The organism is Streptomyces sp. CC228A, from assembly GCF_021390935.1.
In the GTDB taxonomy this organism is placed as follows: Bacteria; Actinomycetota; Actinomycetes; order Streptomycetales; family Streptomycetaceae; genus Streptomyces.
The window spans coordinates 308,603-333,525 of the sequence record NZ_JAJPUI010000002.1; the positions used below are offsets into that span (position 1 = coordinate 308,603).

Here is a 24,923-nt window from a genome sequence, read left to right on the forward strand (position 1 = left end):
GGCATCCGGCCTCCCCGACTCGCCCCGGCCCGGCTGAGACCCCGGCCTCAGCCGACGCCGCGGGCCGTGAACTTCACGCACAGCTCCCGGTGCGCGCCGGTGTCGACGGTGGCGCGGATCTTCACCGTGCGGCCGACGAGTTCGCTGCCGGCGCGGAAGGAGCCGCGCGCGGTGTGCTTCGCCCCGGCCCTGAGCTCGCCCGTCGCGCTGTCGCCCAGCGGGAGTTCGCCGAACGGCGTCTCGGCGACGAGGCGGAACCGCGCCTTCGAGGCGGACGCTGCGGGCACGAAGTCGGCATCCACCGTGTAGCTCTGGTGCAGGCGCAGGGTGGTCGTGCCGCCCTCGTTGCCGCTGACGCGGAGCTCCAGCGGGCGGCCCTTGCCGCCGCAGTTCTCGACTCCGGTGACGGGGCCGCCCTGGGCCGGGCCCGCGCCGAGGACCAGGAGTCCCGCTGCCGCCGCCAGGGCCGCGTACACGCGGGAGGGGGTCTGGGTGTAGGTGTCCATGGGGCCTGGTCTTACACCCCCCGAGCGCCCGGCCCGCCGGTGCCGGTCCGGAGGATCCCCCCATCGAGGTAACCGCCGGTTGACGTCCGGTTAACGGACATGACATTTCAGGCAACGGACGAATTCCGGCCAAGTTGTTGACGCGGTCCTGACAGGCGCCCGCCGCCGGTGCCACTCTTCCTGCGTTCCGCACGTACTCCTCAGGACCGCGCAGGAGTCCGCGCACTGCTCCGCCGCTCTTCTTGCCCCACCCGGAGGCGCCACACCCAGCCCCCGGCAACCCCCCTCGCAAAAGGAGTCCGCGTGAGATCCACGCCAGCCCGCCGCGCGACCGCCACCGGCGCTCTCGTCGCCGCCGCCGCCATGCTCGCCGTGGGCGTCCAGACCGGGAGCGCCACCGCGGACGACTCCTGGGGCGTCGCCCCCAAGAGCCAGTCCGCCGGCCAGGCCGACCCCGGCGCCCTGCCCGCCGACCTCTCCCCCGCCGAGCGCACCGCCCTCATCCGGGCCGCCGACGCGGGCAAGGCGGAGAAGGCCAAGGAACTCGGCCTCGGCGCGCAGGAGAAGCTGGTCGTCCGCGACGTCGTCCAGGACCGCGACGGCACCACCCACACCCGTTACGAGCGGACCTACGCGGGACTGCCGGTCCTCGGCGGCGACCTCGTGGTCACCGAGACCAAGGCGGGCACCACGCAGAGCGTCACCAAGGCGGCCCGCGCCGAGCTGAGGAACGTGGACACCAGCGCGTCCCTCGCCCCGGCGGCGGCGGAGCGGCAGGCCGTGTCCGCCGCCAAGGCGGAGGGCTCCAAGGCCACCAAGGCGGAGCGCGCCCCGCGCAAGGTCGTCTGGGTCGCGGACGGCAAGCCCGTCCTCGCGTACGAGACGGTCGTCGGCGGGCTCCAGCACGACGGCACGCCCAACGAGCTGCACGTCGTCACCGACGCCCGCACGGGCGCCAAGCTCTACGAGTGGCAGGCCGTGCACAACGGCACGGGCAACACCATGTACAGCGGCACGGTGACGCTGGGCACCGCCCAGTCGGGCTCCTCGTACACGCTCAGCGACACCGCGCGCGGCAACCACCGCACGTACAACCTGAACCGCGGCACCTCCGGCACGGGGACGCTGTTCTCCGGCTCCGACGACACGTGGGGCAACGGCCTGCCGTCCAACCTGGAGACGGCCGGCGCCGACGCCCACTACGGCGCCGCGCTCACCTGGGACTACTACAAGAACGTGCACGGCCGCAGCGGCATCCGCGGCGACGGCGTGGCCGCCTACTCCCGGGTCCACTACGGCAACAACTACGTCAACGCGTTCTGGCAGGACAGCTGCTTCTGCATGACGTACGGCGACGGCGCCAACAACAGCAAGCCGCTGACGTCCATCGACGTGGCCGCCCACGAGATGACCCACGGCCTCACCTCCAACACCGCGGGGCTGCGCTACAGCGGCGAGTCCGGCGGCCTGAACGAGGCCACGTCCGACATCTTCGCCGCGGCCGTCGAGTTCTACGCCGACAACAGCGAGGACAAGGGCGACTACCTCGTCGGCGAGAAGATCGACATCCGCGGCAACGGCACCCCGCTGCGGTACATGGACAAGCCGAGCAGGGACGGCAACTCGAAGGACTACTGGTACTCCGGCATCGGCAGCGTCGACGTGCACTACTCGTCCGGGCCGGCGAACCACTGGTACTACCTGCTCTCCGAGGGCAGCGGCACCAAGACCATCAACGGCGTCACCTACGACTCGCCGACCTCCGACGGCCTGCCCGTCACCGGCATCGGCCGCGACAAGGCCTCGCTGATCTGGTTCAAGGCGCTCACCACCAAGTTCACCAGCACCACGAACTACGCGGGCGCCCGCACCGGGACCGTCGCCGTCGCCACCGAGCTGTACGGCGCGGGCAGCGCCGAGGTGAAGGCCGTCGAGCACGCCTGGGCCGGCGTCAACGTCGGCTCCCGCCCCGACGACGGCGGCCCCGGCGAGCCCGGCAAGGTCTTCGAGAACGGGACCGACGTCAACGTCCCGGACCTGGGCACCGCCAGCTCCTCCGTCGCCGTCACCGGCCTGACCGGCGCCGCGCCCTCGAACCTGAAGGTCGGCGTGGACATCGTGCACACCTGGCGCGGTGACCTGGTCGTCGACCTGATCGCCCCCGACGGCTCGGCGTACCGCCTGAAGAACGCCAGCGGCAGCGACTCCGCGGACGACGTCCGGGAGACCTACACGGTGGACGCCTCCAGCGAGACCGCCAACGGCACCTGGCAGCTGCGGGTCCAGGACACCGCCCGCTACGACACCGGCTACATCAACAGCTTCAAGCTGACCTTCCCGTAAGGGATCCGCAGGCAGGGCCCCCGCCCACCGGTCCCGGACGGGCCGGTGCGCGGGGCGAGCCCGCCGAGCGGACTCCCGCGAGCGGGAGAGCGCACGACGCGAGCGGCCGCCCGGGGCCTTCCCGGGCGGCCGCTCGCGTCGTGTACCGCGGCCCGGCGCCCCGCCGCCCCTCCTCCGGTACGGCCTCCGGCTCCACCGGACGGCCGACAGGGGTACCGCCCGGCGGGCCGATGCCCGCGGCGGGTGCGCACGGCAGGCTGCTGCCCGGCCCGCCGTCCCGTACGAGGGGAGGGGACGGCGGGCCCGGGCGCGGGCTCAGCGCATCAGCACGCCTCCGCCCTCGCCCGTGGACTCGTTCGGCAGGGCGACCAGGCCCAGGTCCGCGCCCGAGGCCAGCAGCCCGTGGGCCGGCAGCACCCGGACCGTGTAGCCGAACGGCCCGGTGCGGTCCAGGCTCAGCGGGCCCTCGTACACCCAGCGGCCCTGCTGGTCGGGGCCCGAGCCGCCGCCCGCCGGCTTGAGCGGGAAGGGGCGGGCGTCGGTCAGCGAGTCCTGGGAGTCGACCCGGCCCGCCACGGCCTGCACCTCCACGTCGTCCGGCGTCAGGTCGCCCAGGGCCACCCGCACCCGCAGGGCGAGGGTGGCGCCGAGCTCGGCCACGTCGCTGGCCTCGTCGACCTCCACGTGGTCCACGGCCACACCGGGCCAGGCGGCACGCACCCGGGACTTCCAGTCGGCCAGCTCCCGGGCCGCGTCCGGGTCGAGGGCGCGGTGGGCGAGGGCCGCCGGGGTGTAGAGGCGCTCCACGTACTCCCGCACCATGCGGCCCGCGAGCACCTTCGGTCCGAGCGTGCCGAGGGTGCGGCGGACCATCTCGATCCAGCGGCCCGGCAGGCCCGCCGCGTTCCGGTCGTAGAAGCGCGGCGCCACCTGCTGCTCGATCAGCTCGTAGAGGGCGGTCGCCTCCAGGTCGTCGCGGCGGTCCTCGTCGGTCGCCTGCCCGTCGGCGGTGGGGATCGCCCAGCCGAAGTCCGGGTCGTACCACTCGTCCCACCAGCCGTCGCGGACCGACAGGTTGAGGCAGCCGTTCAGGGCGGCCTTCATCCCGCTGGTCCCGCACGCCTCCAGGGGGCGCAGGGGGTTGTTCAACCACACGTCGCAGCCCGGATAGAGCTTCTGCGCCATGGCCATGCCGTAGTCCGGCAGGAAGACGATGCGGTGGCGGACGCGCGGGTCGTCGGCGAACCGCACCATCTCCCGCACCAGCCGCTTGCCGCCGTCGTCGGCCGGGTGGGCCTTCCCCGCGACCACGATCTGCACCGGCCGCTCCGGGTGCAGCAGCAGCTCGCGGAGCCGGTCGCGGTCCCGGAGCATCAGCGTGAGCCGCTTGTACGAGGGGACGCGGCGGGCGAAGCCGATGGTGAGGACGTCCGGGTCGAGGACCTGGTCGATCCAGCCGAGTTCGGCGGCGCCGGCGCCGCGCTCCCGCCACGAGGCCCGCAGCCGGGCCCGCACCTCGTGGACGAGCTGCTCGCGCAGCGCCCGGCGGCACTCCCAGATCGCGGCGTCGTCGATCTCTGCCACGGCGTCCCAGCGCTGGGTGCCGCCGACGCTGAGGGCGTCCTCGGCGCGCTGGGCGCCGATCCTGCGGGCGCCCAGGCGGAACACCTCGGGTGCCACCCAGGTGGGGGCGTGGACGCCGTTGGTGATGGAGGTGATGGGCACCTCCTCCGGCTCGAAGCCGGGCCACAGGCCGGCGAACATCGAGCGGCTCACCCCGCCGTGCAGGGTGGACACGCCGTTGGCGCGCTGCGCGAGGCGCAGGCCCATGACGGCCATGTTGAAGACGTTCGGCTCGCCGCCGGGGTACGTCTCGCGGCCGAGCTGGAGGATGCGGGCGGCGTCGACGCCGGGCAGTTCGGCGCCGGGGCCGAAGTGGCGGGCGATGAGGTCGCGGTCGAAGCGGTCGATGCCGGCGGCGACGGGGGTGTGGGTGGTGAACACCGTCCCGGCCCGTACGGCCTCCAGTGCCGCGTCGAAGCCGGTGCCTTCGTCGGTGAGCTCCCGGATCCGCTCCAGGCCGAGGAAGCCGGCGTGGCCCTCGTTGGTGTGGAACACCTCGGGCGAGGGGTGGCCGGTGAGCGCGCAGTAGGCGCGCACGGCCCGCACCCCTCCTATCCCGAGGAGCATCTCCTGCAGGAGCCGGTGCTCGCTGCCCCCGCCGTAGAGCCGGTCGGTCACGTTCCGCTCGCCGGGGCCGTTCTCCTCCACGTCGGAGTCGAGCAGCAGCAGCGGCACGCGGCCGACCTGGGCGACCCACACATGGGCGTGCAGGGAGCGGCCGCCGGGCAGGGCGAGGGAGATCCGCACGGGCGAGGAGTCGGTGCGGCGCAGCAGGGCGACCGGCAGCTCGTTGGGGTCGAGCAGCGGGTAGTGCTCCTGCTGCCAGCCGTCGCGGGACAGGGACTGGCGGAAGTAGCCGTGCCGGTAGAGCAGGCCGACGCCGACGAGCGGGACGCCGAGGTCGGAGGCGGCCTTGAGGTGGTCGCCGGCGAGGATGCCGAGGCCGCCCGAGTACTGCGGCAGGGCGGCGGTGATGCCGAACTCCGGGGAGAAGTAGGCGATGGCGGCCGGTGGTTCGGCGCCGGGCTCGGCGGTCTCCTGCTGGTTCTGGTACCAGCGCCGGCCCCGCAGGTAGTCGTCGAGATCGTCGGCGGCGGCGCCCAGGCGGCGCAGGAAGCGGCGGTCCCGGGAGAGTTCGGCGAGCCGGGCGGCCGGCACGGAGCCGAGCAGCCGCACGGGGTCGCCGCCGGCGGCGCGCCAGCCCTCGGGGTCGACGGCCTGGAACAGGTCGCGGGTCTCGGCGTGCCAGGACCAGCGCAGGTTCCGCGCCAGCTCGGCGAGGGGTCGCAGGGGTTCGGGCAGGACGGGGCGGACGGTGAATCGACGGATGGCCTTCACGTGCTCCACCTTCGCAGGGGGTACGTACGTACAGTGGCGGACACACCACGGTATGCGTCCGCCCTCCTGGTCAGACGGTAGTGCCACGGCGCCGCGCGCGGCCATGGCGCACGGCGCACGTGGCACTGGGGGCGCACTCAGGGGAGCGCGCGCAGGGGTACGCCGTACGGGCTGCCGCGGTTGACGGTCTCCCGGTCGAAGGCGCCCGCCGCGGCGTACCGGGCGGCGATGGCCCGGCGCTCGTCGGGCGGGACGACCTCGTCGATGTCGGTGAACCCGCCGGGGGCCCGCTCGTGCGCGAGGTTGATGACGACCTCGGGCCCGAGCCGCCGGTTCGCCCGCTGGAGCGCGGTGGTGACCGGGCGGCGCTCCCGCTCGTACGCGGCCAGGGCGTCGTCCGGGTCGCGGTGGACGGCCAGGGCGTGCGCGAGGGCGCGGGCGTCGATGACGGACTGGGTGGCGCCGTTGGAGCCGATGGGGTACATGGCGTGGGCGGCGTCGCCGATGAGCGTGGTGCGGCCGTGCGTCCAGCGCGGCAGGGGGTCGCGGTCCACCATGGGGTACTCGTACGCGCCGTCGGCCGCGCGCAGCACCTCCGGGACGCTGACCCCGCCGAACTCCCAGCCCTCGTAGTGGTGCAGGATCCGGGCGAGCGGGACGGGCCGGTTCCAGTCGCCGAGGAAGCGCTCGTCCACACGGTCGGCGGGCATGGCGAGCGCCCAGTTGACGAGGACGTCGGGGCGGCGGAGGGAGGGTTCGGTCATCGGGTAGACGACGGCCTTGCGGCGGTCGTCGCCCGCGATGAACATGAAGGACCCGACGTGGCGGGCGGGCATGCGGGACACTCCGCGCCACACGAGCATGCCGTTCCACGGCGGTTCGCCCTCGTCGGGGTGGAGGGCGCGGCGGACGGCCGAGCGGATGCCGTCGGCACCGACCAGCACGTCCGGTTCGAGGAACGCGGTGCCGCGGACGCCGTCGCAGCGGTGCTCCAGGCGCACCCGGGGGCGGGCCCCGGGCGTGTCGGGCTGCTCGACGTGGGTGACGCGGACGCCGGTCACCAGCGCCTCGGGTCCGAGGCGCTCGCGGACGGCGTCGGTCAGGACCCGCTGCAGGTGGCCGCGGTGGACCGACAGCTGGGGCCAGCGGTAGCCGGCCCGCAGCCCGCGCTCCTCGCGGGAGATGAGGGCGCCGCCGGCGTGGTAGTAACGCAGTTCCCTGGTGCGGACGGCGTCGGTCTCCAGGTGTCCGAGGAGGCCGAGGGCGTCGAGCTCGCGCACGGCGTTGGGCATGAGGTTGAGGCCCGCGCCCACCGGCTGGATCCCGGAGGCGGCCTCGACGACGGTGACGCGCCCGAACCCCGCGGCGTGCAGGGCGAGCGCGGCGGTGAGCCCGGCGATGCCGCCGCCGGCGACCAGGAGGTCGGGTCTGGTGTCCTGGGTCATGTCCGGTCCGCCCCTCAGGCGGCCGGGGTGCGCGGGGCGGACACGGCGGCGGGCGGCAGGGCCCGGCGGACCAGCGTCTCGTTGTCGCGGGTCAGGTCCAGGACGGTGCGCAGCAGGGCGACGGGGGCGCCGCCGCTGCCGCTGTCGTACAGGCGGAGGTCGTCGCGGTACGCCTTGCGGGCGATGCCGATGTGGCGGGCCCGGAAGGTCTTCAGGAGGCGCAGGACGCGGGCCAGGGAGTGGACGGACGCGGTGAGCTGCGGGGGCAGCCGGCGGGCGCTCTCCCAGCTGAGCGCGGCGGACACCTTGCCGACGGCGGAGACGGAGCCGCGGTGGGCGGCGTGGAAGGCGCGCCAGGCCGGCAGGCTGTACTGGAGGGACTCGTCGAGGAAGGCGTCGTAGGCGGGGTCGGAGCGGTCGCTCTGCCACAGCGTGAGGTCGACGAGCCACAGCGGCACCTGGGCGGCCGCGGGGCCGAGGTAGGCGCGCCCGGCGACGTCGATCTCCTCGAAGTAGGGCCGCAGGACGCGGGCGAAGAACTCGGGCGTGACGTTGGCGACGGTGAAGTCGATGGCGTCGACCACGGACTGGACGTGCTGTGCGGTGCGGTCCAGCGCGGGGGCGAACCCGGGGTCGTACGGTTCCAGCCGGGCCACCTCGGCGCAGGTGTCCAGGGCGGCGACGAGGCTGGGGAACACCATGCGGACGGCGTCCTGGAGGTGGCGCTCCATCTCGGTGGCGGTGTAGCTGCGGCGGCGCGCGCCGAGCGGGTTCCAGGTGGTGTAGTGGTGGACGGTGTCGCGGGGCACCATGTCGGTGCGGCGGCCCAGCTCCCGCAGGACCGGGAGGACTTCGGGGACGGCCGCGACGGGTTCGGTGCCGTGCCGCTTCAGGGAGCCGAGCAGCACCCCCAGGTCCCGCATCGCGGCGAGGCACTCGACGACGCTCCACCGGGCGAGCCGGTCCGGTTCCGGTATGAGGGCGCGCAGGGCGACGGTCAGCGCGGGCACGTCCGCGGCGTGGTTCATGGCGGGGACGGCGGCGAGCAGCGCGTCGGCGCCGAGCGGGTCTGCCTCGCGTATCTCGGCGATGCGGTAGCGCGGTTCCGCAGGATCGTTGCTGCAGCAGACGAGTGCGGGCTCGACAAGGTCGTACAGAGTCAACGCTGGCCCCTCTCGGGCAGGTGTGAGATGACGGGTGACGGTGGCGGGCCCCGTGGGGCGGCCCGGCCGGCCGGCGGGTGGCCCGCCGGCCGGGCCGCCGGGCGGTCACCGCGGGTCGCCCACCCGGCCCTGGCGCGGGGTCGCCGCCGCAGCCGGCGGTGGGAACTTCCCGTGCTCCGACGGAGTCGGGAGCCGGGGGGAGGGCGGGCGCAGCCGTACGGAGAGCAGGGCGGCCGCCGCCGCGAGGGCGGCACCGACGAGCAGCGCCGCACGGAAGCCGGTGGTCTGGTCGAGGGCGGTCGCCTCGGGTCCGCTGCGGGCGGTGGCGACGGCCACGAGGACGGCGAGGCCGAGCACGGAGCCGAACTGCTGGCTGGTGTTGACCAGGCCGGAGGCGAGCCCGGTCTCCTCGGGCCCGGCGTCGGCGGTGGCGGCCACGTTGGTGGCGACCACGACCAGGGGCAGGGCGGCACCGAGGACGAGGCTGGGCACGAGGACGGTGGAGGCGAAGGTGCCGTCGCTGCTCAGGGCGAGGGCGAGCCACAGCATGCCCGCGCACAGCAGGGCGAAGCCGGCGACGGCGGTGCCCCGCAGGCCGAGGCGGGCGATGAGCCGCCCGGTCTGCGGCGCGGTGGCGACCACGACGAGGGACAGCGGCAGCAGCGCGAGCCCGCCGGCGAGCGGCGGGTACCGCAGCACGCTCTGGAGGTACAGGCTCACGAGGAAGAACATGGGGAACAGCGCCGTCTGGGCGAGGGCGCTCAGCAGGTTGGCGAGCCGCAGGGTGCGCCGCCGGACGACGGCGGGCGGGACGAGCGGATGGGCGGCGCGGCGCTCGACTGCGGCGAACAGGGCGAGCAGCAGCAGCCCGCAGGCCCCGGCGGTCCAGTCCCGGCCGACCAGCGCGTAGGCGAGGAGGCCCAGCCCGCAGGTGGCGGTGAGGGCCCCGGCGAGGTCGAAGCCCGCCGGCTGCGTCCTGGTGTCCCCGTCGAGGAGGCGCGGCGCGAGCAGGCAGAGGAGGGCGGCGAGGGCGACGTTGAGCCAGAAGGTGGACCGCCACCCCAGCAGGTCGGTGAGCACGCCGCCGAGGACGGTGCCGGTGACCCCGCCGAGCCCGCCCATGGCGGCGAGGACGCCCAGCGCGCGGTGGCGGCCGGCGCCGTCCGGGAACAGGAGCAGGACCAGCGCGAACGCCGCGGCCGCGGCGAGGGCGGCGCCGACGCCCTGGGCGGCCCGCGCGGCGGCCAGGACCTGCGCCGACGGGGCGAGCGCGCCGGCGGCGGAGGCCGCGCCGAGGACGGCGAGTCCGGCCGTGAACACCCGCCGGTGGCCGAAGCGGTCGGCGGCCCGCCCGGCGAGCAGGAGCAGTCCGCCGAAGGTGATCAGGTAGGCGTTGGCGACCCAGGACAGTCCGGCGGAGCCGACCCGCAGGTCGTCGCCGATCGGGTGGAGCGCCACGTTCACGAGGGCCGTGTCGGTGATCAGCAGCAGCTGCGTGGAGGCGAGCAGGGCGAGTGCCCTGCCGCGCTGCGGGTCAGCGCTCACCGGGCGCCCGCGGCCGGTGCGGTGCTGTCCGCCGTCAGCCCGTACCCGTCGAGGCAGGTGCGTACGAGCTGCTCGCAGCCGGCGGCGCCGCCCTCCCACGCCTGCTGCATCAGGTAGACGTGGGGCGCCCCGTGGTAGAAGCGCTCGTACTGCTCGTGCCGTCCGGCGAACTCGGAGCCGACGGCGTCCCAGGCGAGCTTGAGGAGCTTGACGCGGGCGTCCGCGGGGGTGGCGGGCGTGCCGAGGTAGGTGCGCAGCAGCGGCCCGAGCTCAGGGTGGAGCAGCTCGCTGCCGGAGGCGGGCAGTTGGATGAGCCCTCCCCCGGCCAGCAGTTTGACCTCCTGCACGGCCTGCGGGTAGAGCTCGCCGGCCATGATGCGCTGGGCGTAGGAGATGTCCTTGCCGGGCGCGACCCCGCCGCGGCCCTCGTCGACGGGGGTGTACGACGCCTCCGCGGCCAGCACGAACGCCTTGGCCTGCGCGACGCGGCCCAGGAGGCGCCCGACGGCCTGGGTGACGGGCGGCAGGTCGTAGGTGCCGTTCGCCTTGGCGAGCAGCACGGCCAGTCCGGTGAGGAACTCCAGTTTGGTCCAGAAGCGGGTGGCTCCCTGGTGGACGAAGTTGAGGAAGGCCGGGGTGTCCCACCAGAGCCGGAAGGCGGCGTCGGTGTCCCGGTAGGTGAGGACGCGCTCCCAGGGCACGAACACGTCGTCGCAGACGAGCAGGGCGTCGTTCTCGTCGTACCGAGAGGAGAGCGGGTGGTCGAAGACGCTGCGGGCCCGGCCCTCGTAGGAGGCCCGGGAGACGAGGGTGAGGCCGCGGGTGGCGACGGGCACCGAGAAGGTGACGGCCCGGTCGGCGTCGCCCGGCCCGAGGGGCTCGATGGTGCCGACGACGATCTCGTCCGCGAAGACGGCGGCGGTGCCGATCATCTTGGCGCCGCGGACGACGATGCCGCCGTCCTTCTCCCCGACGACCCGCAGGGTGCGCTCGTCGTCCTCGCCGGCGCCGGCGGGGTTCGTCAGCGTGAACGCGGCGTAGAGGTCCCGCTCGGCGAGCCGCCGGTACAGCGCGAGCGCGGCCCCGGACCCGTCGTAGGCCCCGGCCAGTACTCCGGGTACGGCGGCGAACCCGGCGGCGGCCGCGGCCATGCAGTCGGGGGTGCGGCCCAGGAACCCGTACCCGGCCTCGGCCCACACCTTGTGCGCCCGGCGGCGGGCGACGAGGTCCTCGTAGGAGCGCGGCACGTGGAAGGCGCGGTGGACGCCGTCGCGGGTGAGGACGGGGGTGTGGTCGGAGTCGTGCGCCAGGTCGTACAGGTGGGCCAGGGACGCGGCGGTGTTGCGGAACGCGGGGTGCAGGGTCACGTCCGCGACCCGCTCGCCGTCGAGCCATATCTCCCGCCCGTCACGCAGGGACTGCGAGTACTCCTGACCGGACCTGGTCACCATGTCTCCTCCGGGGAACGGCTGTGCCGGTCCAGAGCCTCTCCGTAACCGGACGAGACGGGCAATGAACGACCGTCCACCAGCACTTAAGAACCAGCCAGGCCCGTGCCGCCGCAAACCGCCGCGAAACGGGTGCCCGGAGGCTGCCGGGACGGGACGGGAGGCGGGCCGCCCGCCGTTCGCGGCGGCGTGGCGGGAAGGCCGCGGCAGCGGTGGCGGGAAGCCCGCGGTGGCGGCGGCCTCAGCGCGGCGACCGGCGGCCGGAGGCCCGTGCCTGGCGGGCGCGGCAGGGCCGGGCGGCCTCCTCTCGGCTGGGGGTGCGCAGGCGGTGGGGGTGGGTCCGGCGGCTGCGGGGCGGGGTTGTCGGGGCGCGGCGCGGTGGCGGGAGGAGGGCCGCCGCAGCGGCTGGGCGCCGCGGCCTCCACCTTGGCGTGATCCGCACGGGTCACGCCCCCGCGGCACGCGGCCCGGCAGGCCGGGACGGCGCGGAACGCGAGGGCGGCCCGGACGGCGGAGGACCCGAAAGGCACGCGCAGCGGGGTGGGGGCGGGCCGCACGCGCGACGCGGCACCGGAACCGGGGACGGCCCGCACAGCCCGGAGGGCAGGGCCCCCGCCACCGGCCGGGCGGCGCCGCGGTGGGCCCGCCGCCACCGTGGGCCCGCCACCGGCCGGGCGGCGGTGCGGTGGGGGCGCGGCGGCCCGCTCCCTCCCGTCAGGCGGGGCTCGCCGCGTGCGTGCGGTACTCGCCGGGGGTCTTGCCGAACCACTTGCGGAACGCCAGGTGGAAGCCCACCGCGCTCTGGTAGCCGACGCGTTGGGGCACCGCCGACTGGGGCAGGGACGTCTCGCACAGCAGGCGGGCCGCCTCCTGCATGCGGCGGCCGGTGAGGTGGCGGGCCGGGGCCTCCCCGACGAGGTCGCGGAAGGCGGCCGTGAAGGCGGAGCGGGACATGCCGACCTCCTTCGCCAGGGACTCGATGGTCCACGGCTCCGCGAACCGGGTGGCGATCATCACCAGGGCGCGGCTGATCGCGGGGTGCCGCAGCACCGGCAGCACCGAGGGGTTCTCCGTGAGGTCGCGCAGCAGCGGGCGCAGGGCGAGGACGAGCGCCATCTCGAACGCCCGCAGGTGGATGAGGCGATCGCCGGGGCCCGTCGGGCGGTGGGGCGAGGCCAGCAGGTTCAGGGTGTCCCGCAGCAGGGGTTCGCGAGCGACCTGGGCGCCGTCCAGGACCAGGGCCCAGGGCAGGGCCTGGTAGAGGCCCGTCGCCGCGCTGGAGTCGTAGTGCAGGCCCGCGCACAGCAGGCGGCTCTCCTCGCCCTCGCCGCCGATGTTGATCTCGCCGGACGTGCCGGGTTCGCGCTCCGGCAGGACCGCCTTCAGGGGCACGCCCTGCCGGTCGGGCCGGTCCGACAGGCGGTGCGCCGCCCCCGTCGGGAAGACCGCCAGGTCGCCCGCGAGCAGCTGCTGCGGCGGCTGGTCCTCGCCCGTGATCCAGCAGCTGCCCTCCACCACGTAGTGCAGGACCGCGCAGCTTCGCTCCGCGTCCCCCTCGATGGCCCACGGCGCCCGCACATGCCAGCGACTGTCGAACACCCCGGTGAGTCTCAGGGGTTTCAGTAGTTCGCTGAGGAGGTCGCCGCCGTCGTTCCGCATGGTGTCCATGGACGATCCTTCAACCCCCGCCCCGGTTTGTTAATTGATCGGCCAAAGCCGCCGCCGCCAGCCTGAACGTGCCGGATTGGCAGCGTCCTACACCCTATCGAAGGGCCTTCAGGCACATGTCAGAACACATTCCGATGCGCGTCGCCGTGGTGGGGGCGACCGGTTTCCAGGGCGGTGCCGTCGCCCGTCTGCTGGCCGGCCGGGGCCATCGCGTGCGCACCCTCAGCCGGCGGCCCGAGGGCGACCGCCCGCCGCTGCCGGGGATCGCCTGCGCCCTCGGCGACCTCGCCCGGGCCGAGGACGTCCGGGCGCTGTTCGAGGGCGCCACGCACGCCGCGGTGACCATGCCGCTCGTGTACGACGAGGGGCTCGTGGCCGCGTACGCGCGCAACATCGCGGCCGCCGCGCGGGAGACGGGCCTGCGGCGGCTGGTGTTCAACGCCAACACCCGCGTCCCGGCCGCCGCGACCGGTGTGGCCGCGTTCGACACGCGGCGCCTCGCGGAGGAGATCCTGCGGGGCAGCGGCGTCCCGCTCGTCGTCGTGCGGCCGCCGGTCTACCTGGACAACCTCTTCAGCCCGTGGAACGGCCCCGCCCTCGTCAACGACGGTGTCCTCGCCTACCCGCTGCCGGCGCACACGCCCGTGGCGTGGCTGTCCCACGACGACCTGGCGGAGGCGGTGCACGCGGCCCTGACCGCGGAGGGCGCGGTGGGGCGGGTGTTCGACATCGGCGGTGCGCGGACGCTGACCGGCGACGAGCTCGCCGCCGCGTTCCAGCGGGGCCTCGGCCGGTCCGTACGGTATGTGCCGCTTGAGCCCGCCGTGTTCGAGCAGGGGCTCGCGGAGGTGCTGGGTGCGAAGGCGGCGGCCGGTGTCGCGGGGATCTACCACCACATGGCGTCGGACGCCGACCCGCACCTCATGGCGGGCGACGACGGCACCTCCGCGCGGCTGCTGCCGACGCGGCCGGGACCGGTCGAGGACTGGGTGGCGCGGCGGCCCTGGCAGATGTGGGCGCAGGCCGGGGCGTCCACATCGTGAACTCCCGCGTCACCCTGTGAGCAGGGCCGAACGGCCGTCTGACACACCCGGACCGCGAACCGGCCCCGTAATTCCACCGAACGGGGTCGGTTCTCGGCTGTCTGGCCGGAACTCCTCCGTGCCGGTAGGCAGGAATCCCCCGGATTGCCCACCGTAGAGGCGTGGGAAGGCTCCTCCGGTACCCGCCCACCCGAGTGAACCCGGAGAGGAGCGGTGATGCCTGCGCCACGCCATGCGTCAACGGAGCAGTTACAAAGAGCGATACCCCGTACACAAACCTCAGGTGGAGCTGTGAACTCGCTGATCGGCCGCATTCCCGTCCTGGATGTGTCCCCGCTCGTCGACTGCGGCAGAAAGCCGGCCAAGGCGGTGGCCGGAGAGACCTTCCAGGTCTCGGCCACGGTGTTCCGCGAAGGCCACGACGCGGTCGCCGCGAACGTGGTCCTCACCGACCCGGCCGGGCGGCCCGGCCCGTTCACGCCGATGAGAGAGCTCGCGCCCGGCACGGACCGGTGGGGTGCGGATGTGACGCCCACCGGCGAGGGGCGCTGGACCTACCACGTCGAGGCGTGGAGCGACCCGGTCGCGACCTGGCGGCACGAGGCCGGCATCAAGATCCCGGCGGGCATCGACACCGAACTGGTGCTGGCGGAGGGCGCGGCGCTGCACGAACGGGCCGCGGAGGGTGTGCCGAAGGACGAGGGCCGCGAGGCCGTCCTCGCCGCGGTGGACGCGCTCAGGGACGTGCGGGGGGAACCGGCGGCGCGGCTGGCCGCGGCGCTGGCGGCGGAGGTCCGCGCGGCGCTCGCCGCCCATCCGCTGCGCGAACTGGTCACCGCGTCGAAGAAGTTGCCGCTGCTGGTGGAGCGCGAGCGGGCCCTCTTCGGGTCGTGGTACGAGATGTTCCCGCGGTCCGAGGGCGCGTACGTCGACGAGTCCACCGGCCGTACGGTGTCCGGGACGCTGCGGACCGCCGCCGAGCGGCTGCCGGCGATCGCCGCGATGGGCTTCGACGTGGTGTACCTGCCGCCGATCCACCCCATCGGGACGACGCACCGCAAGGGCCCGAACAACGGGCTCGCCGCCGGGCCGGGGGATCCCGGGGTGCCGTGGGCGATCGGCTCGGCGGACGGCGGGCACGACGCGGTGCACCCGGAGCTGGGCACGATCGAGGACTTCGACGCGTTCGTGGCGCGGGCCCGGGAGCTGCGGATGGAGGTGGCGCTGGACTTCGCGTTGCAGTGCTCGCCGGACCACCCGTGGGTGAAGCGGCGCCCGGCGTGGTTCCACCACCGGGCCGACGGCTCCATCGCGTACGCGGAGAACCCGCCGAAGAAGTACCAGGACATCTACCCCATCGCGTTCGACAAGGACATGCGGGGGCTGGTGCGGGAGACGGTGCGGGTGCTGCGGCACTGGATGGCGCACGGTGTGCGGATCTTCCGGGTGGACAACCCGCACACGAAGCCGGTGGTGTTCTGGCAGAAGGTGATCGCCGGCATCAACCGCACCGATCCGGACGTGATCTTCCTGGCGGAGGCGTTCACCCGGCCGGCGATGATGCGGACGCTCGCGTCGGTGGGCTTCCAGCAGTCGTACACGTACTTCACGTGGCGGAACACCAAGCAGGAGCTGACCGACTACCTGACGGAGCTGTCGCAGGAGACCGCCGCCTACATGCGGCCGAACCTGTTCGTGAACACCCCCGACATCCTGCACGCCTACCTCCAGGAAGGCGGCCGCCCGGCGTTCGAGGCGCGGGCCGTGCTGGCGGCGACGCTGTCGCCGACGTGGGGCATGTACGCCGGGTACGAGCTGTGCGAGAACACGCCGCTGAGGCCGGGCAGCGAGGAGTACCTCGACTCGGAGAAGTACCAGCTGCGACCGCGGGACTGGGCCGCAGCCGAGCGGGAGGGGCGCAGCATCGCCCCCCTGGTCACCACCCTGAACCGGCTGCGGCGCCGCCACCCGGCGCTGCGGCGGCTGCGGAACCTGCGCTTCCACCATGCCGACAACGACGCGGTCCTCGCGTACAGCAAACGGCAGGGGTCGAACGTGGTTCTGGTGGTCGTGAACCTCGACCCCCACCACACCCAGGAAGCCACCGTTTCGTTGGACATGCCGGAGCTCGGCCTGGACTGGCACGAGACCGTACCGGTGCGCGACGAGCTCACCGGTGAGACATACCACTGGGGCAGGTCCAACTACGTGCGCCTGGAGCCGGGGGTCGCACCCGCGCACGTACTCGTGGTCCTGCGACCGTCTCCCCCGATCGGAGGGTCACCCACATCATGACCGTGAACGAGCCCGTCCACGACACGTTCGAGGACACACCGGCCAAGGACCGCGATCCCGACTGGTTCAAGCGCGCCGTGTTCTACGAGGTGCTGGTCCGCTCCTTCCAGGACAGCAACGGCGACGGCATCGGCGACCTGAAGGGCCTCACGGCCAAACTGGACTACCTCCAGTGGCTGGGCGTCGACTGCCTGTGGCTGCCGCCGTTCTTCAAGTCCCCCTTGCGGGACGGTGGTTACGACGTGGCGGACTACACGGCGGTGCTGCCGGAGTTCGGCGACCTCGCCGACTTCGTCGAGTTCGTGGACGCCGCCCACCAGCGCGGCATGCGGGTGATCATCGACTTCGTCATGAACCACACCAGCGACCAGCACCCGTGGTTCCAGGAGTCCCGCGCCAACCCGGACGGCCCGTACGGCGACTACTACATCTGGGCCGACGACGACAAGCAGTACGAGGACGCCCGGATCATCTTCGTGGACACGGAGTCGTCGAACTGGACCTTCGACCCGGTCCGCAAGCAGTACTACTGGCACCGGTTCTTCTCGCACCAGCCGGACCTGAACTACGAGAACCCCGCGGTGCAGCAGGAGATCCTGTCGGCGCTGCGGTTCTGGCTGGACCTGGGCATCGACGGCTTCCGCCTCGACGCCGTGCCGTACCTCTACCAGGAGGAGGGCACCAACTGCGAGAACCTCCCGGCGACGCACGCCTTCCTCAAGCGGGTCCGCAAGGAGATCGACGCGGCCTACCCGGACACGGTGCTGCTGGCCGAGGCGAACCAGTGGCCCGAGGACGTCGTCGACTACTTCGGCGACTACGCGGCCGGCGGCGACGAGTGCCACATGGCGTTCCACTTCCCGGTGATGCCGCGCATCTTCATGGCGGTGCGGCGGGAGTCCCGCTACCCCGTCTCGGAAATCCTGGCCAAGACGCCGGCGATCCCGGCGAACTGCCAGTGGGGCATCTTCCTGCGCAACCACGACGAGCTGACCCTGGAGATGGTCACCGACGAGGAGCGCGACTACATGTACGCGGAGTACGCCAAGGACCCGCGGATGCGCGCCAACATCGGCATCCGGCGGCGCCTGGCCCCGCTCCTCGACAACGACCGCAACCAGATCGAGCTGTTCACCGCGCTGCTGCTGTCGCTGCCCGGCTCGCCGATCCTGTACTACGGCGACGAGATCGGCATGGGCGACAACATCTGGCTCGGCGACCGGGACGCCGTGCGCACCCCCATGCAGTGGACCCCGGACCGCAACGCCGGCTTCTCGTCCTGCGACCCGGGACGGCTGTACCTGCCCACGATCATGGACCCGGTCTACGGCTACCAGGTCACCAACGTGGAGGCATCGATGGCCTCCCCGTCGTCGCTGCTGCACTGGAAGCGGCGGATGATCGAGATCCGCAAGCAGAACCCGGCGTTCGGCCTCGGCTCCTACACGGAGCTGCCGTCGTCGAACCCGGCGGTGCTGGCGTTCCTGCGCGAGTACGGGGACGACCTCGTGATGTGCGTGAACAACTTCTCGCGCTTCCCGCAGCCGACCGAACTGGACCTGCGCCGGTTCAACGGGCTGCACCCGGTGGAGCTGATCGGCGGGGTGCGCTTCCCCGCCATCGGCGAGCTGCCGTACCTGCTGACGCTGGCGGGTCACGGCTTCTACTGGTTCCGGCTGCGCAAGGACGCGGTGCTGCGCAAGCAGCCGGGCGGACGGGCGGCGAAGGCCGCGCGTCCGCGCTGACGCCGGCAGCAGAAGGCGCCGCCGCAACGGCCGGCGGCGCCCTCCGGCGGGTGGAGCGCGTTTCCCTCGCTCCACCCTGGGCACTGTCCCCCTCATACGTCGAATCGGGTCTTTCCGGATCTTCCCCGCCCGACACGTCCCGCACAGCCGGACAGCTCTTGCCGCATTCCGGGACACTCTGCACGTTCCGTGCATTCTGTAGTACCCGGGGAAAGGACGCGCTGCCATGTCGGAGACCGCATCCACCGCCCGGGCACCCGTCGCCCTGCTGCCGTCGTTGGCGCCGCTGCTGCGCGAATGGCTGCCGCGCAGAAGGTGGTTCGCCGGGAAGGGCAGGCCGGTGACCGGCTTCACGCTCGTCTCGGCCATCGAACTCCTTCCGGTCGACTCGGCGGGCCCCGGGCTGCTGCACCTGCTCGTACGGGTCCGCCAGTCCGGACTCGCCGGCACCGACCGGGAGAGCCCCGCGCACCACGGCGACCCCGGGGACTGCTACCAGCTGCTGCTGGGCGTCCACGAGACGCTGCCGCCGCACCTCGCCCACGCCCTCATCGGCCGTGTCACCGACGGCCCGCTGGCGGGGCGCGCCGTCTACGAGGGGCTCAGCGACCCCCGCCTGGCCGCGCTGCTGCTGGAGCGGCTGCGCACCCCGGGCGCCATCGGCCCGCTGCGCTTCCACCGCACCGTCACCATCCCCGAGGGCCTGGCCCCCCGCGTCCTCGACGCCGAGCAGTCCAACACGTCGCTCGTCTACGGCGACGCCTACATCCTGAAGATCTTCCGCCGCATCCACACCGGCGCCAACCCCGACCTGGAACTGCCGCTCGCGCTCTCCCGCGCGGGCTGCGCCCGGGTGCCCGCACCCGTCGCCTGGTACGAGGCGGGCGCCGGGCAGGCGGACGGCTCGACCCTGGGCGTCCTCCAGCCCTACCTGCGGGGCTCGCAGGACGGCTGGCAGCTCGCCCTCGACGCGCTCGCCGACGGGCGGGACTTCGCCGCGGAGGCGCACGCGCTGGGCCGCGCCACCGCCGAGGTGCACACCGCGCTCGCCGCGACCCTGCCGACCGTCACCCTGGAGACCCGTCAGGCGCAGGAGCTCGCGGCGGCGATGAGCCGCCGCCTGGACGCCGCCGCGCAGGCGGTGCCCGCGCTCCAGCCGTACGTCCCCGGGCTGCGCACCGCGTTCGAAGCCGTCGCCGTCCTCGCCGAGAAGGGCACCACCTGGCGGGCCCAGCGGGTCCACGGCGACCTGCACCTGGGGCAGGCGCTGCGCACGCCCGGCGGCGAGTGGGCGGTCATCGACTTCGAGGGCGAGCCGACCAAGCCGCTCGCGGAGCGCCGCCGCCCGCAGCCGCGGGTGCGGGACGTGGCGGGGATACTGCGCTCCTTCGACTACGCCGCCCGCTCCTGCCGCCCCGCCAACCCGCAGTGGGCGGAGCGCTGCCGCGACGCGTACTGCACCGGCTACGCCGAGGGCTCCGGCCGCGACCCGCGGGCGGAGGAGGCGCTGCTGCGCGCGTACGAGACCGACAAGGCGGTGTACGAGGTGCTGTACGAGGCCCGGCACCGCCCCGACTGGCTGCCCGTGCCGATGGCCGCCGTCCACCGCCTGGCCGCCCCGCACACCGATCTGCCGGCCCCGCCCGTCCGGCCCGGCGGTGCAGTGCGGCGCTCCCCCGACCCCCTGACGTGACCCACCAGAGGAGGCTTTCCCTCGTGACCCCCAGCCGCCCGACCCGCAAGCCGCCCGGCCGCTCCCCCGCGGCGCCGGCACCACCCTGGAGGCGACGGCCGCGCCCGACGCGCCGCTGCCCGCCGCCGCCCCGACCGCCGCCGCTCCGGGTGCGGTCTCCGCACCGGCCGCCGCCGGACCGCCGCGGCCGCGCGTCAGCGCCGACGGGGTGCCCGCGCACCCCGTCGAGGGCGCCGACCGGGACCGGCTGCTCGCCGGGGAGCACCACGACCCGCACGGCCTGCTGGGCGCGCACCCGCTGCCCGACGGCGGCGGCGTGGTGTTCCGCGCGCTGCGCCCGCACGCCCGCGCGGTGGCCGTCCTGCCGGCGGGCGGTGACCGGATGGCGCTGCACGACGACGGGGACGGCCTGTTCTCGGGTGTGCTGCCGCTGGCGGCCGTGCCGGACGACTACCGGCTGCTCGTCACGTACGAGGACGCCGAGCTGGAGGTCCGCGACCCGTACCGCTTCCTGCCCGCGCTCGGCGAGCTGGACCTGCACCTGATCAGGGAGGGCCGGCACGAGGAGCTGTGGCGGGCGCTCGGCGCCCACGTGATGGAGCACCAGGGCGTCACCGGGACCCGCTTCACGGTGTGGGCGCCCAACGCCCGCGGGGTGCGGCTGGCCGGCGACTGGACGTTCTGGGACGGCCGGGGCCTGCCGATGCGTTCCCTGGGCGCGAGCGGGGTGTGGGAGCTGTTCGTGCCCGGCATCGCCGAGGGCACCCTGTACAAGTTCGAGGTGGTCGGCCCGGACGGCGGCCACTCGCTGCGGGCGGACCCGATGGCCCGCCGCACCCAGTGCCCGCCGGAGACGGCGTCGGTCGTGACGTCCTCCTCGTACGAGTGGGGCGACGCGGAGTGGATGGCGCACCGCGGCGACCGGCCCGTTCACGCGGCGCCGTTCTCCGTGTACGAGGTGCACCTGGCGTCGTGGCGGCCCGGTCTGACATACCGGGAGCTGGCCGAGGAGCTGCCCGCGTACGTGAAGGACCTGGGCTTCACGCACGTCGAGCTGATGCCGGTCGCCGAGCACCCCTACAGCCCGTCGTGGGGCTACCAGGTGACGTCGTACTACGCGCCGACGGCCCGCCTGGGCGGGCCCGACGACTTCCGGTACCTCGTGGACAGCCTGCACCGGGCCGGGATCGGCGTGATCGTCGACTGGGTGCCCGCGCACTTCCCGAAGGACGACTGGGCGCTGGCGCGGTTCGACGGGACGCCGCTGTACGAGCACCCGGACCCGCGCAGGGCGGAGCACCCGGACTGGGGCACCCTGGAGTTCGACTACGGGCGGACCGAGGTCCGCAACTTCCTCGTGGCGAACGCGGTGTACTGGTGCGAGGAGTTCCACATCGACGGCCTGCGGGTCGACGCCGTGGCGTCGATGCTGTACCTGGACTACTCCCGCGAGTACGGCGACTGGGCGCCCAACGAGTACGGCGGCCGGGAGAACTTCGACGCGGTCCGCTTCCTGCAGGAGATGAACGCGACGGTGTACCGCCGCTGCCCCGGCGTGGTGACCATCGCCGAGGAGTCCACGGCCTGGACCGGCGTGACCCGTCCCACGGACCAGGGCGGGCTGGGCTTCGGGCTGAAGTGGAACATGGGCTGGATGCACGACTCGCTCGTGTACGTGTCGAAGGACCCGGTGCACCGCAAGTACCACCACAACGAGATGACGTTCTCGATGGTGTACGCCTACAGCGAGAACTACGTGCTGCCGATCTCGCACGACGAGGTGGTGCACGGCAAGCAGGCGCTGGTGTCGAAGATGCCGGGCGACTGGTGGCAGCGGCGCGCCAACCACCGCGCGTACCTCGGGTTCATGTGGTCCCACCCGGGCAAGCAACTGCTCTTCATGGGCCAGGAGTTCGCGCAGGGCGCGGAGTGGTCCGAGGCGCAGGGCCCGGAGTGGTGGCTGCTGGACGACGGCTACCACTCCGCGGGCGACCACCGCGGCGTGCGGGAGCTGGTGCGGGACCTGAACCGGGTGTACGCGGCGACCCCCGCGCTGTGGGAGCGCGACACCTCGCCGGAGGGCTTCCAGTGGGCGCTGGGGGACGCCGCCGAGGACAACGTGTTCGCGTATCTGCGGTACGACGCGGCCGGGCGTCCGCTGCTTGCGGTGAGCAACTTCTCGCCCGTGGTGCGCGAGGACTACCGGCTGTGGACGCCGGAAGGCGTCACCGCGTGGACGGAGGTCCTCAACACGGACGCCACCCGGTACGGCGGCGGCGGCGTGCGGAACGCCGAGCCGGTGAAGCGCGAGGCCGACGGCATCCGCCTGACGCTGCCGCCGCTGGCCACGGTGTGGCTGACCCCGGCGTGAGAGCGGGCCGCGGCGCCTGAGGGCCCGCCGCCGCGGAGGTGACGGAGAGGGCCCGCGTCCGCCGGCGGGCGGCGGGCGCAGTGCCGAAGGGGGCCCCGGCCGATCCGGCCGGGGCCCCCTTCGCGGTCTTCGCGGGTGCGGCGGCACCACCCGGCCGGGGCCCCCTTCGCGGTCTTCGCGGGTGCGGCGGCACCACCCGGGCGGGGCGCGCCGCCGGGTCCGTCGCGCCGGCACGTGCGGCCCGGAGCGGGCGGCGGGGTTTTTGCGGCGGCTCTCCTCCGCCCCGCCCCGCCAGGGGCATCCGGCTGCGCGGCTGCGCGGCTCGCCCCGGATGCTCAGGCCCCCGGGGCCGGGCGGATCAGGCCGAGGCGCTGGGTCGCCCGCGTGAGGGCGACGTACAGGTCGTTCACCCCGTGGGGGTGCCCGCGCGGATCGCGTCCGGGTCCGCGACGAGGACCGTGTCGAACTCCAGGCCCTTCACCTGGCGGGGGTCCAGCAGCACCACCGGCCGGGTCAGGTCCGGGGCCGGTCCGCGGGCGGCGTCCGGGAGCGCGGCGGCCAGCGCCGGGAGCCGGTCCGCGGGGGCCACGACGGCGAGCCGGCCCTCGGCCGGCAGCTCGCGGGCGACCGCCTCCGCCACGGCCGCGGGCAGGTCGTCCGCCACGGCCTCCCAGGGCGGCACGCCCGTGGTGCGCACCGAGCGCGGCGGCGCGAAGCCCGGTTCCTCGGTGCGCCGCAGCTCCGCCGCGACCTCCATGACCTCGGCGGGCGTGCGGTAGTTGACGCCGAGCCTGACGTGCTCGTACCGGTCCCCCACGTAGGGGCCGAGGATCGCGTCCCAGGAGCCGCAGCCCGCCGGGTCCCCGGTCTGGGCGGGGTCCCCCACCAGGGTCAGGGACCGGGTCGGGATGCGGCGCATCAGCAGCCGCCACGCCATCGCGGACAGCTCCTGCGCCTCGTCGACGATGATGTGGCCGAAGGCCCAGGTGCGGTCGGCGGCGGCGCGCTCGGCCGCGGTGCGGTGGTCCGCCTCCTCGTGGCGCTCCGCGAACCGCTCCGCGTCGATGACGTCGTGCGCGCCCAGCACCTCCGACTCCTCGTCCTCGAACTCGTAGGTCCGCGACGCGTACGACACGTCGAGGACGCCCTGCGCGTAGGCGACGCGCTCGGCGCGCTCCCGGGCCGCGGCGGCCCGCTCCGCCGCGTCGTCGTGGCCGAGGAGTTCGGCGGCCTCGTCCAGCAGCGGCACGTCGGCCTCCGTCCACGGGCCGGTCGTGCGCCGGACGAACTCCGCCTCGCCGTCGGGGAGGTAGCCGTACGGGTCGGCGAGGAAGTCCGCGACGAGCCGCTGCGGCGTGAGCGCGGGCCACAGCCGGTCGATCGCGGCGTGCACCTCGGCGCTCGCGGCGACGTCCTTGCCGATCTGCGCGACGTCGGAGGCGTCGAGGAGGTTCGGGCCCCCGAAGGGGTCGGCGCCGAGCCGTTCGGTGAGCTGCGCGGTCAGGGCGTCGATGACGCGGGTGGCGAAGCGGGGGCGCGCCAGGTTGTGCGGCAGGCCGGTGGCGCGGGCGTCGGCGCGGGCGTCCTCGGCGGCCGCCCGGTCGAGCAGGAGGGTGCCGTAGTCGTCGTGGACGATCTCCAGGGGTTCGTGCGTGCCGGGGACGGTCTGCCGGTCGCGGAGGTACGCGGCGAGCACGTCGGCCATCGCGGCGCGGCCCTTGATCTCGGCGGCCTCCGGGGTGTCGGCGGCGGTGGCGCGGACGCCGGGGAACAGCTCGCCGACGGTGGCGAGCAGTACGCCGGTCTCGCCGAGGCTGGGCAGCACCTCGCCGATGTAGGCCAGGAACGCCGGGTTCGGGCCCACGATGAGGACGGCCCGCCGGGCGAGCTGCTCGCGGTGCGCGTAGAGCAGGTACGCGGCGCGGTGCAGGGCGACGGCGGTCTTGCCGGTGCCGGGGCCGCCCTCGACGACGAGGACGCCTTGGTGCGGGGCCCGGATGACGCGGTCCTGCTCGGCCTGGATGGTCTGCACGATGTCGTGCATGCGGCCGGTGCGGGCGGCGTCGAGCGCGGCGAGCAGCACCTCGTCGGCGTCGTGGCCCTCGTGGCCGGTGCGGGCGGTGTCGCGCAGGTCCAGGATCTCGTCGTGCAGGCCGGTGACGGTCCGCCCCCGGGTGCTGAGGTGGCGGCGGCGCGCGAGGCCCATGGGCGCGTGGCCGGTGGCGAGGTAGAACGGCCGGGCCGCGTCGGCCCGCCAGTCGACGACGAGCGGGGTGCGCCGCGGGTCGTCGTCGCGGATGCCGATGCGTCCGATGTGGTGGTCGCGGCCGTCGCGGAACACCAGCCGGCCGAAGCACAGCCCGTTGTCGGCGGCGTCGTAGGCGGCGAGCAGCCCCGACTGCTCGGCGACGAGGACGTCCCGCTCCAGGCGCGCCTGGAAGGTGGTGCCGGCGCCCCTGAGGGCGTCCCGCCTGGCGGTCTCGGCGCGTTCCCGCAGGGTGTCGAGCCGGGCGTACAGCCCGGCCACGAAATGCCGCTCCTCGCGCAGTGCCACGGATTCCGGGATTTCCGCGATGTCCCCGATTGACAATTCCACTCCAGGCGCGATACCGTCCGTTTATTGGTCCGTGTGCATGCCCGCATTCAGCGCGCACACGAAACATTGAATATACCCGCGCAGATACCCCGGCCGTCAAT

General features: G+C 74.2%; 14 protein-coding genes. 6 read left to right on the plus strand and 8 right to left on the minus strand.

Annotated features, from left to right (window positions below):
* Positions 1–47: 47 nt before the first annotated feature.
* The gene (locus tag L6E17_RS06820) at positions 48–506 is read right to left on the minus strand and encodes a hypothetical protein (RefSeq protein WP_236239872.1); all 459 of its coding nucleotides are present in this window, start codon (positions 504–506) and stop codon (positions 48–50) included.
* A gap of 303 nt (positions 507–809) precedes the next feature.
* Between L6E17_RS06820 and L6E17_RS06825 the strand changes: the two genes are divergently transcribed.
* On the plus strand, positions 810–2,849 hold the full coding sequence (locus tag L6E17_RS06825; RefSeq protein WP_236239873.1) for a M4 family metallopeptidase: 2,040 nt from the start codon (positions 810–812) through the stop codon (positions 2,847–2,849).
* A 315-nt stretch (positions 2,850–3,164) separates the two neighbouring features.
* Here the strand turns inward: L6E17_RS06825 and glgP are convergent, their stop codons facing one another.
* The 6 genes from glgP to L6E17_RS06855 form a co-directional block, all read right to left on the minus strand.
* Complete coding sequence (glgP, locus tag L6E17_RS06830) at positions 3,165–5,810, minus strand: alpha-glucan family phosphorylase (protein WP_236239874.1); 2,646 nt, start codon at positions 5,808–5,810, stop codon at positions 3,165–3,167.
* A gap of 137 nt (positions 5,811–5,947) precedes the next feature.
* Positions 5,948–7,255 (minus strand): FAD-dependent monooxygenase, encoded by a 1,308-nt coding sequence (locus L6E17_RS06835; RefSeq protein WP_236239875.1) that lies wholly within the window; start codon positions 7,253–7,255, stop codon positions 5,948–5,950.
* A 14-nt stretch (positions 7,256–7,269) separates the two neighbouring features.
* Positions 7,270–8,418 carry a monodechloroaminopyrrolnitrin synthase PrnB family protein gene (locus tag L6E17_RS06840; protein ID WP_236239876.1) on the minus strand — a complete coding sequence of 383 codons (1,149 nt, stop codon included), beginning with the start codon at positions 8,416–8,418 and terminating at the stop codon, positions 7,270–7,272.
* 105 nt (positions 8,419–8,523) lie between these two features.
* Positions 8,524–9,963 (minus strand): MFS transporter, encoded by a 1,440-nt coding sequence (locus L6E17_RS06845; RefSeq protein WP_236239877.1) that lies wholly within the window; start codon positions 9,961–9,963, stop codon positions 8,524–8,526.
* Entirely contained in the window at positions 9,960–11,414 is a 1,455-nt protein-coding gene (locus L6E17_RS06850; protein ID WP_236239878.1) for a 4-hydroxyphenylacetate 3-hydroxylase family protein, read from the minus strand. The genes L6E17_RS06845 and L6E17_RS06850 overlap by 4 nt, the downstream gene beginning before the upstream one ends.
* A 711-nt stretch (positions 11,415–12,125) precedes the next feature.
* On the minus strand, positions 12,126–13,079 hold the full coding sequence (locus L6E17_RS06855) for an AraC family transcriptional regulator (protein ID WP_236239879.1): 954 nt from the start codon (positions 13,077–13,079) through the stop codon (positions 12,126–12,128).
* A 116-nt stretch (positions 13,080–13,195) separates the two neighbouring features.
* Between L6E17_RS06855 and L6E17_RS06860 the strand changes: the two genes are divergently transcribed.
* The 5 genes from L6E17_RS06860 to glgB all read left to right on the plus strand — a co-directional run bounded on the left by L6E17_RS06860 (position 13,196) and on the right by glgB (position 22,226).
* A complete protein-coding gene (locus L6E17_RS06860) occupies positions 13,196–14,122 on the plus strand; it encodes an SDR family oxidoreductase (RefSeq protein WP_236239880.1) in 927 nt (308 codons plus the stop codon).
* A gap of 300 nt (positions 14,123–14,422) precedes the next feature.
* Positions 14,423–16,417 (plus strand): alpha-1,4-glucan--maltose-1-phosphate maltosyltransferase, encoded by a 1,995-nt coding sequence (locus L6E17_RS06865; protein WP_236240382.1) that lies wholly within the window; start codon positions 14,423–14,425, stop codon positions 16,415–16,417.
* A complete protein-coding gene (gene treS / locus L6E17_RS06870; protein ID WP_236239881.1) occupies positions 16,414–18,162 on the plus strand; it encodes a maltose alpha-D-glucosyltransferase in 1,749 nt (582 codons plus the stop codon). Before L6E17_RS06865 ends, treS begins: the two co-directional genes overlap by 4 nt.
* A 226-nt stretch (positions 18,163–18,388) precedes the next feature.
* Entirely contained in the window at positions 18,389–19,855 is a 1,467-nt protein-coding gene (locus tag L6E17_RS06875) for a phosphotransferase (RefSeq protein WP_236239882.1), read from the plus strand.
* An 85-nt stretch (positions 19,856–19,940) separates the two neighbouring features.
* On the plus strand, positions 19,941–22,226 hold the full coding sequence (glgB, locus tag L6E17_RS06880; RefSeq protein WP_374109024.1) for a 1,4-alpha-glucan branching enzyme: 2,286 nt from the start codon (positions 19,941–19,943) through the stop codon (positions 22,224–22,226).
* A gap of 406 nt (positions 22,227–22,632) precedes the next feature.
* Here glgB and L6E17_RS06885 read toward each other — a convergent pair whose 3' ends face one another.
* Positions 22,633–24,822 carry a UvrD-helicase domain-containing protein gene (locus L6E17_RS06885; protein WP_374109009.1) on the minus strand — a complete coding sequence of 730 codons (2,190 nt, stop codon included), beginning with the start codon at positions 24,820–24,822 and terminating at the stop codon, positions 22,633–22,635.
* Positions 24,823–24,923 lie beyond the last annotated feature (101 nt).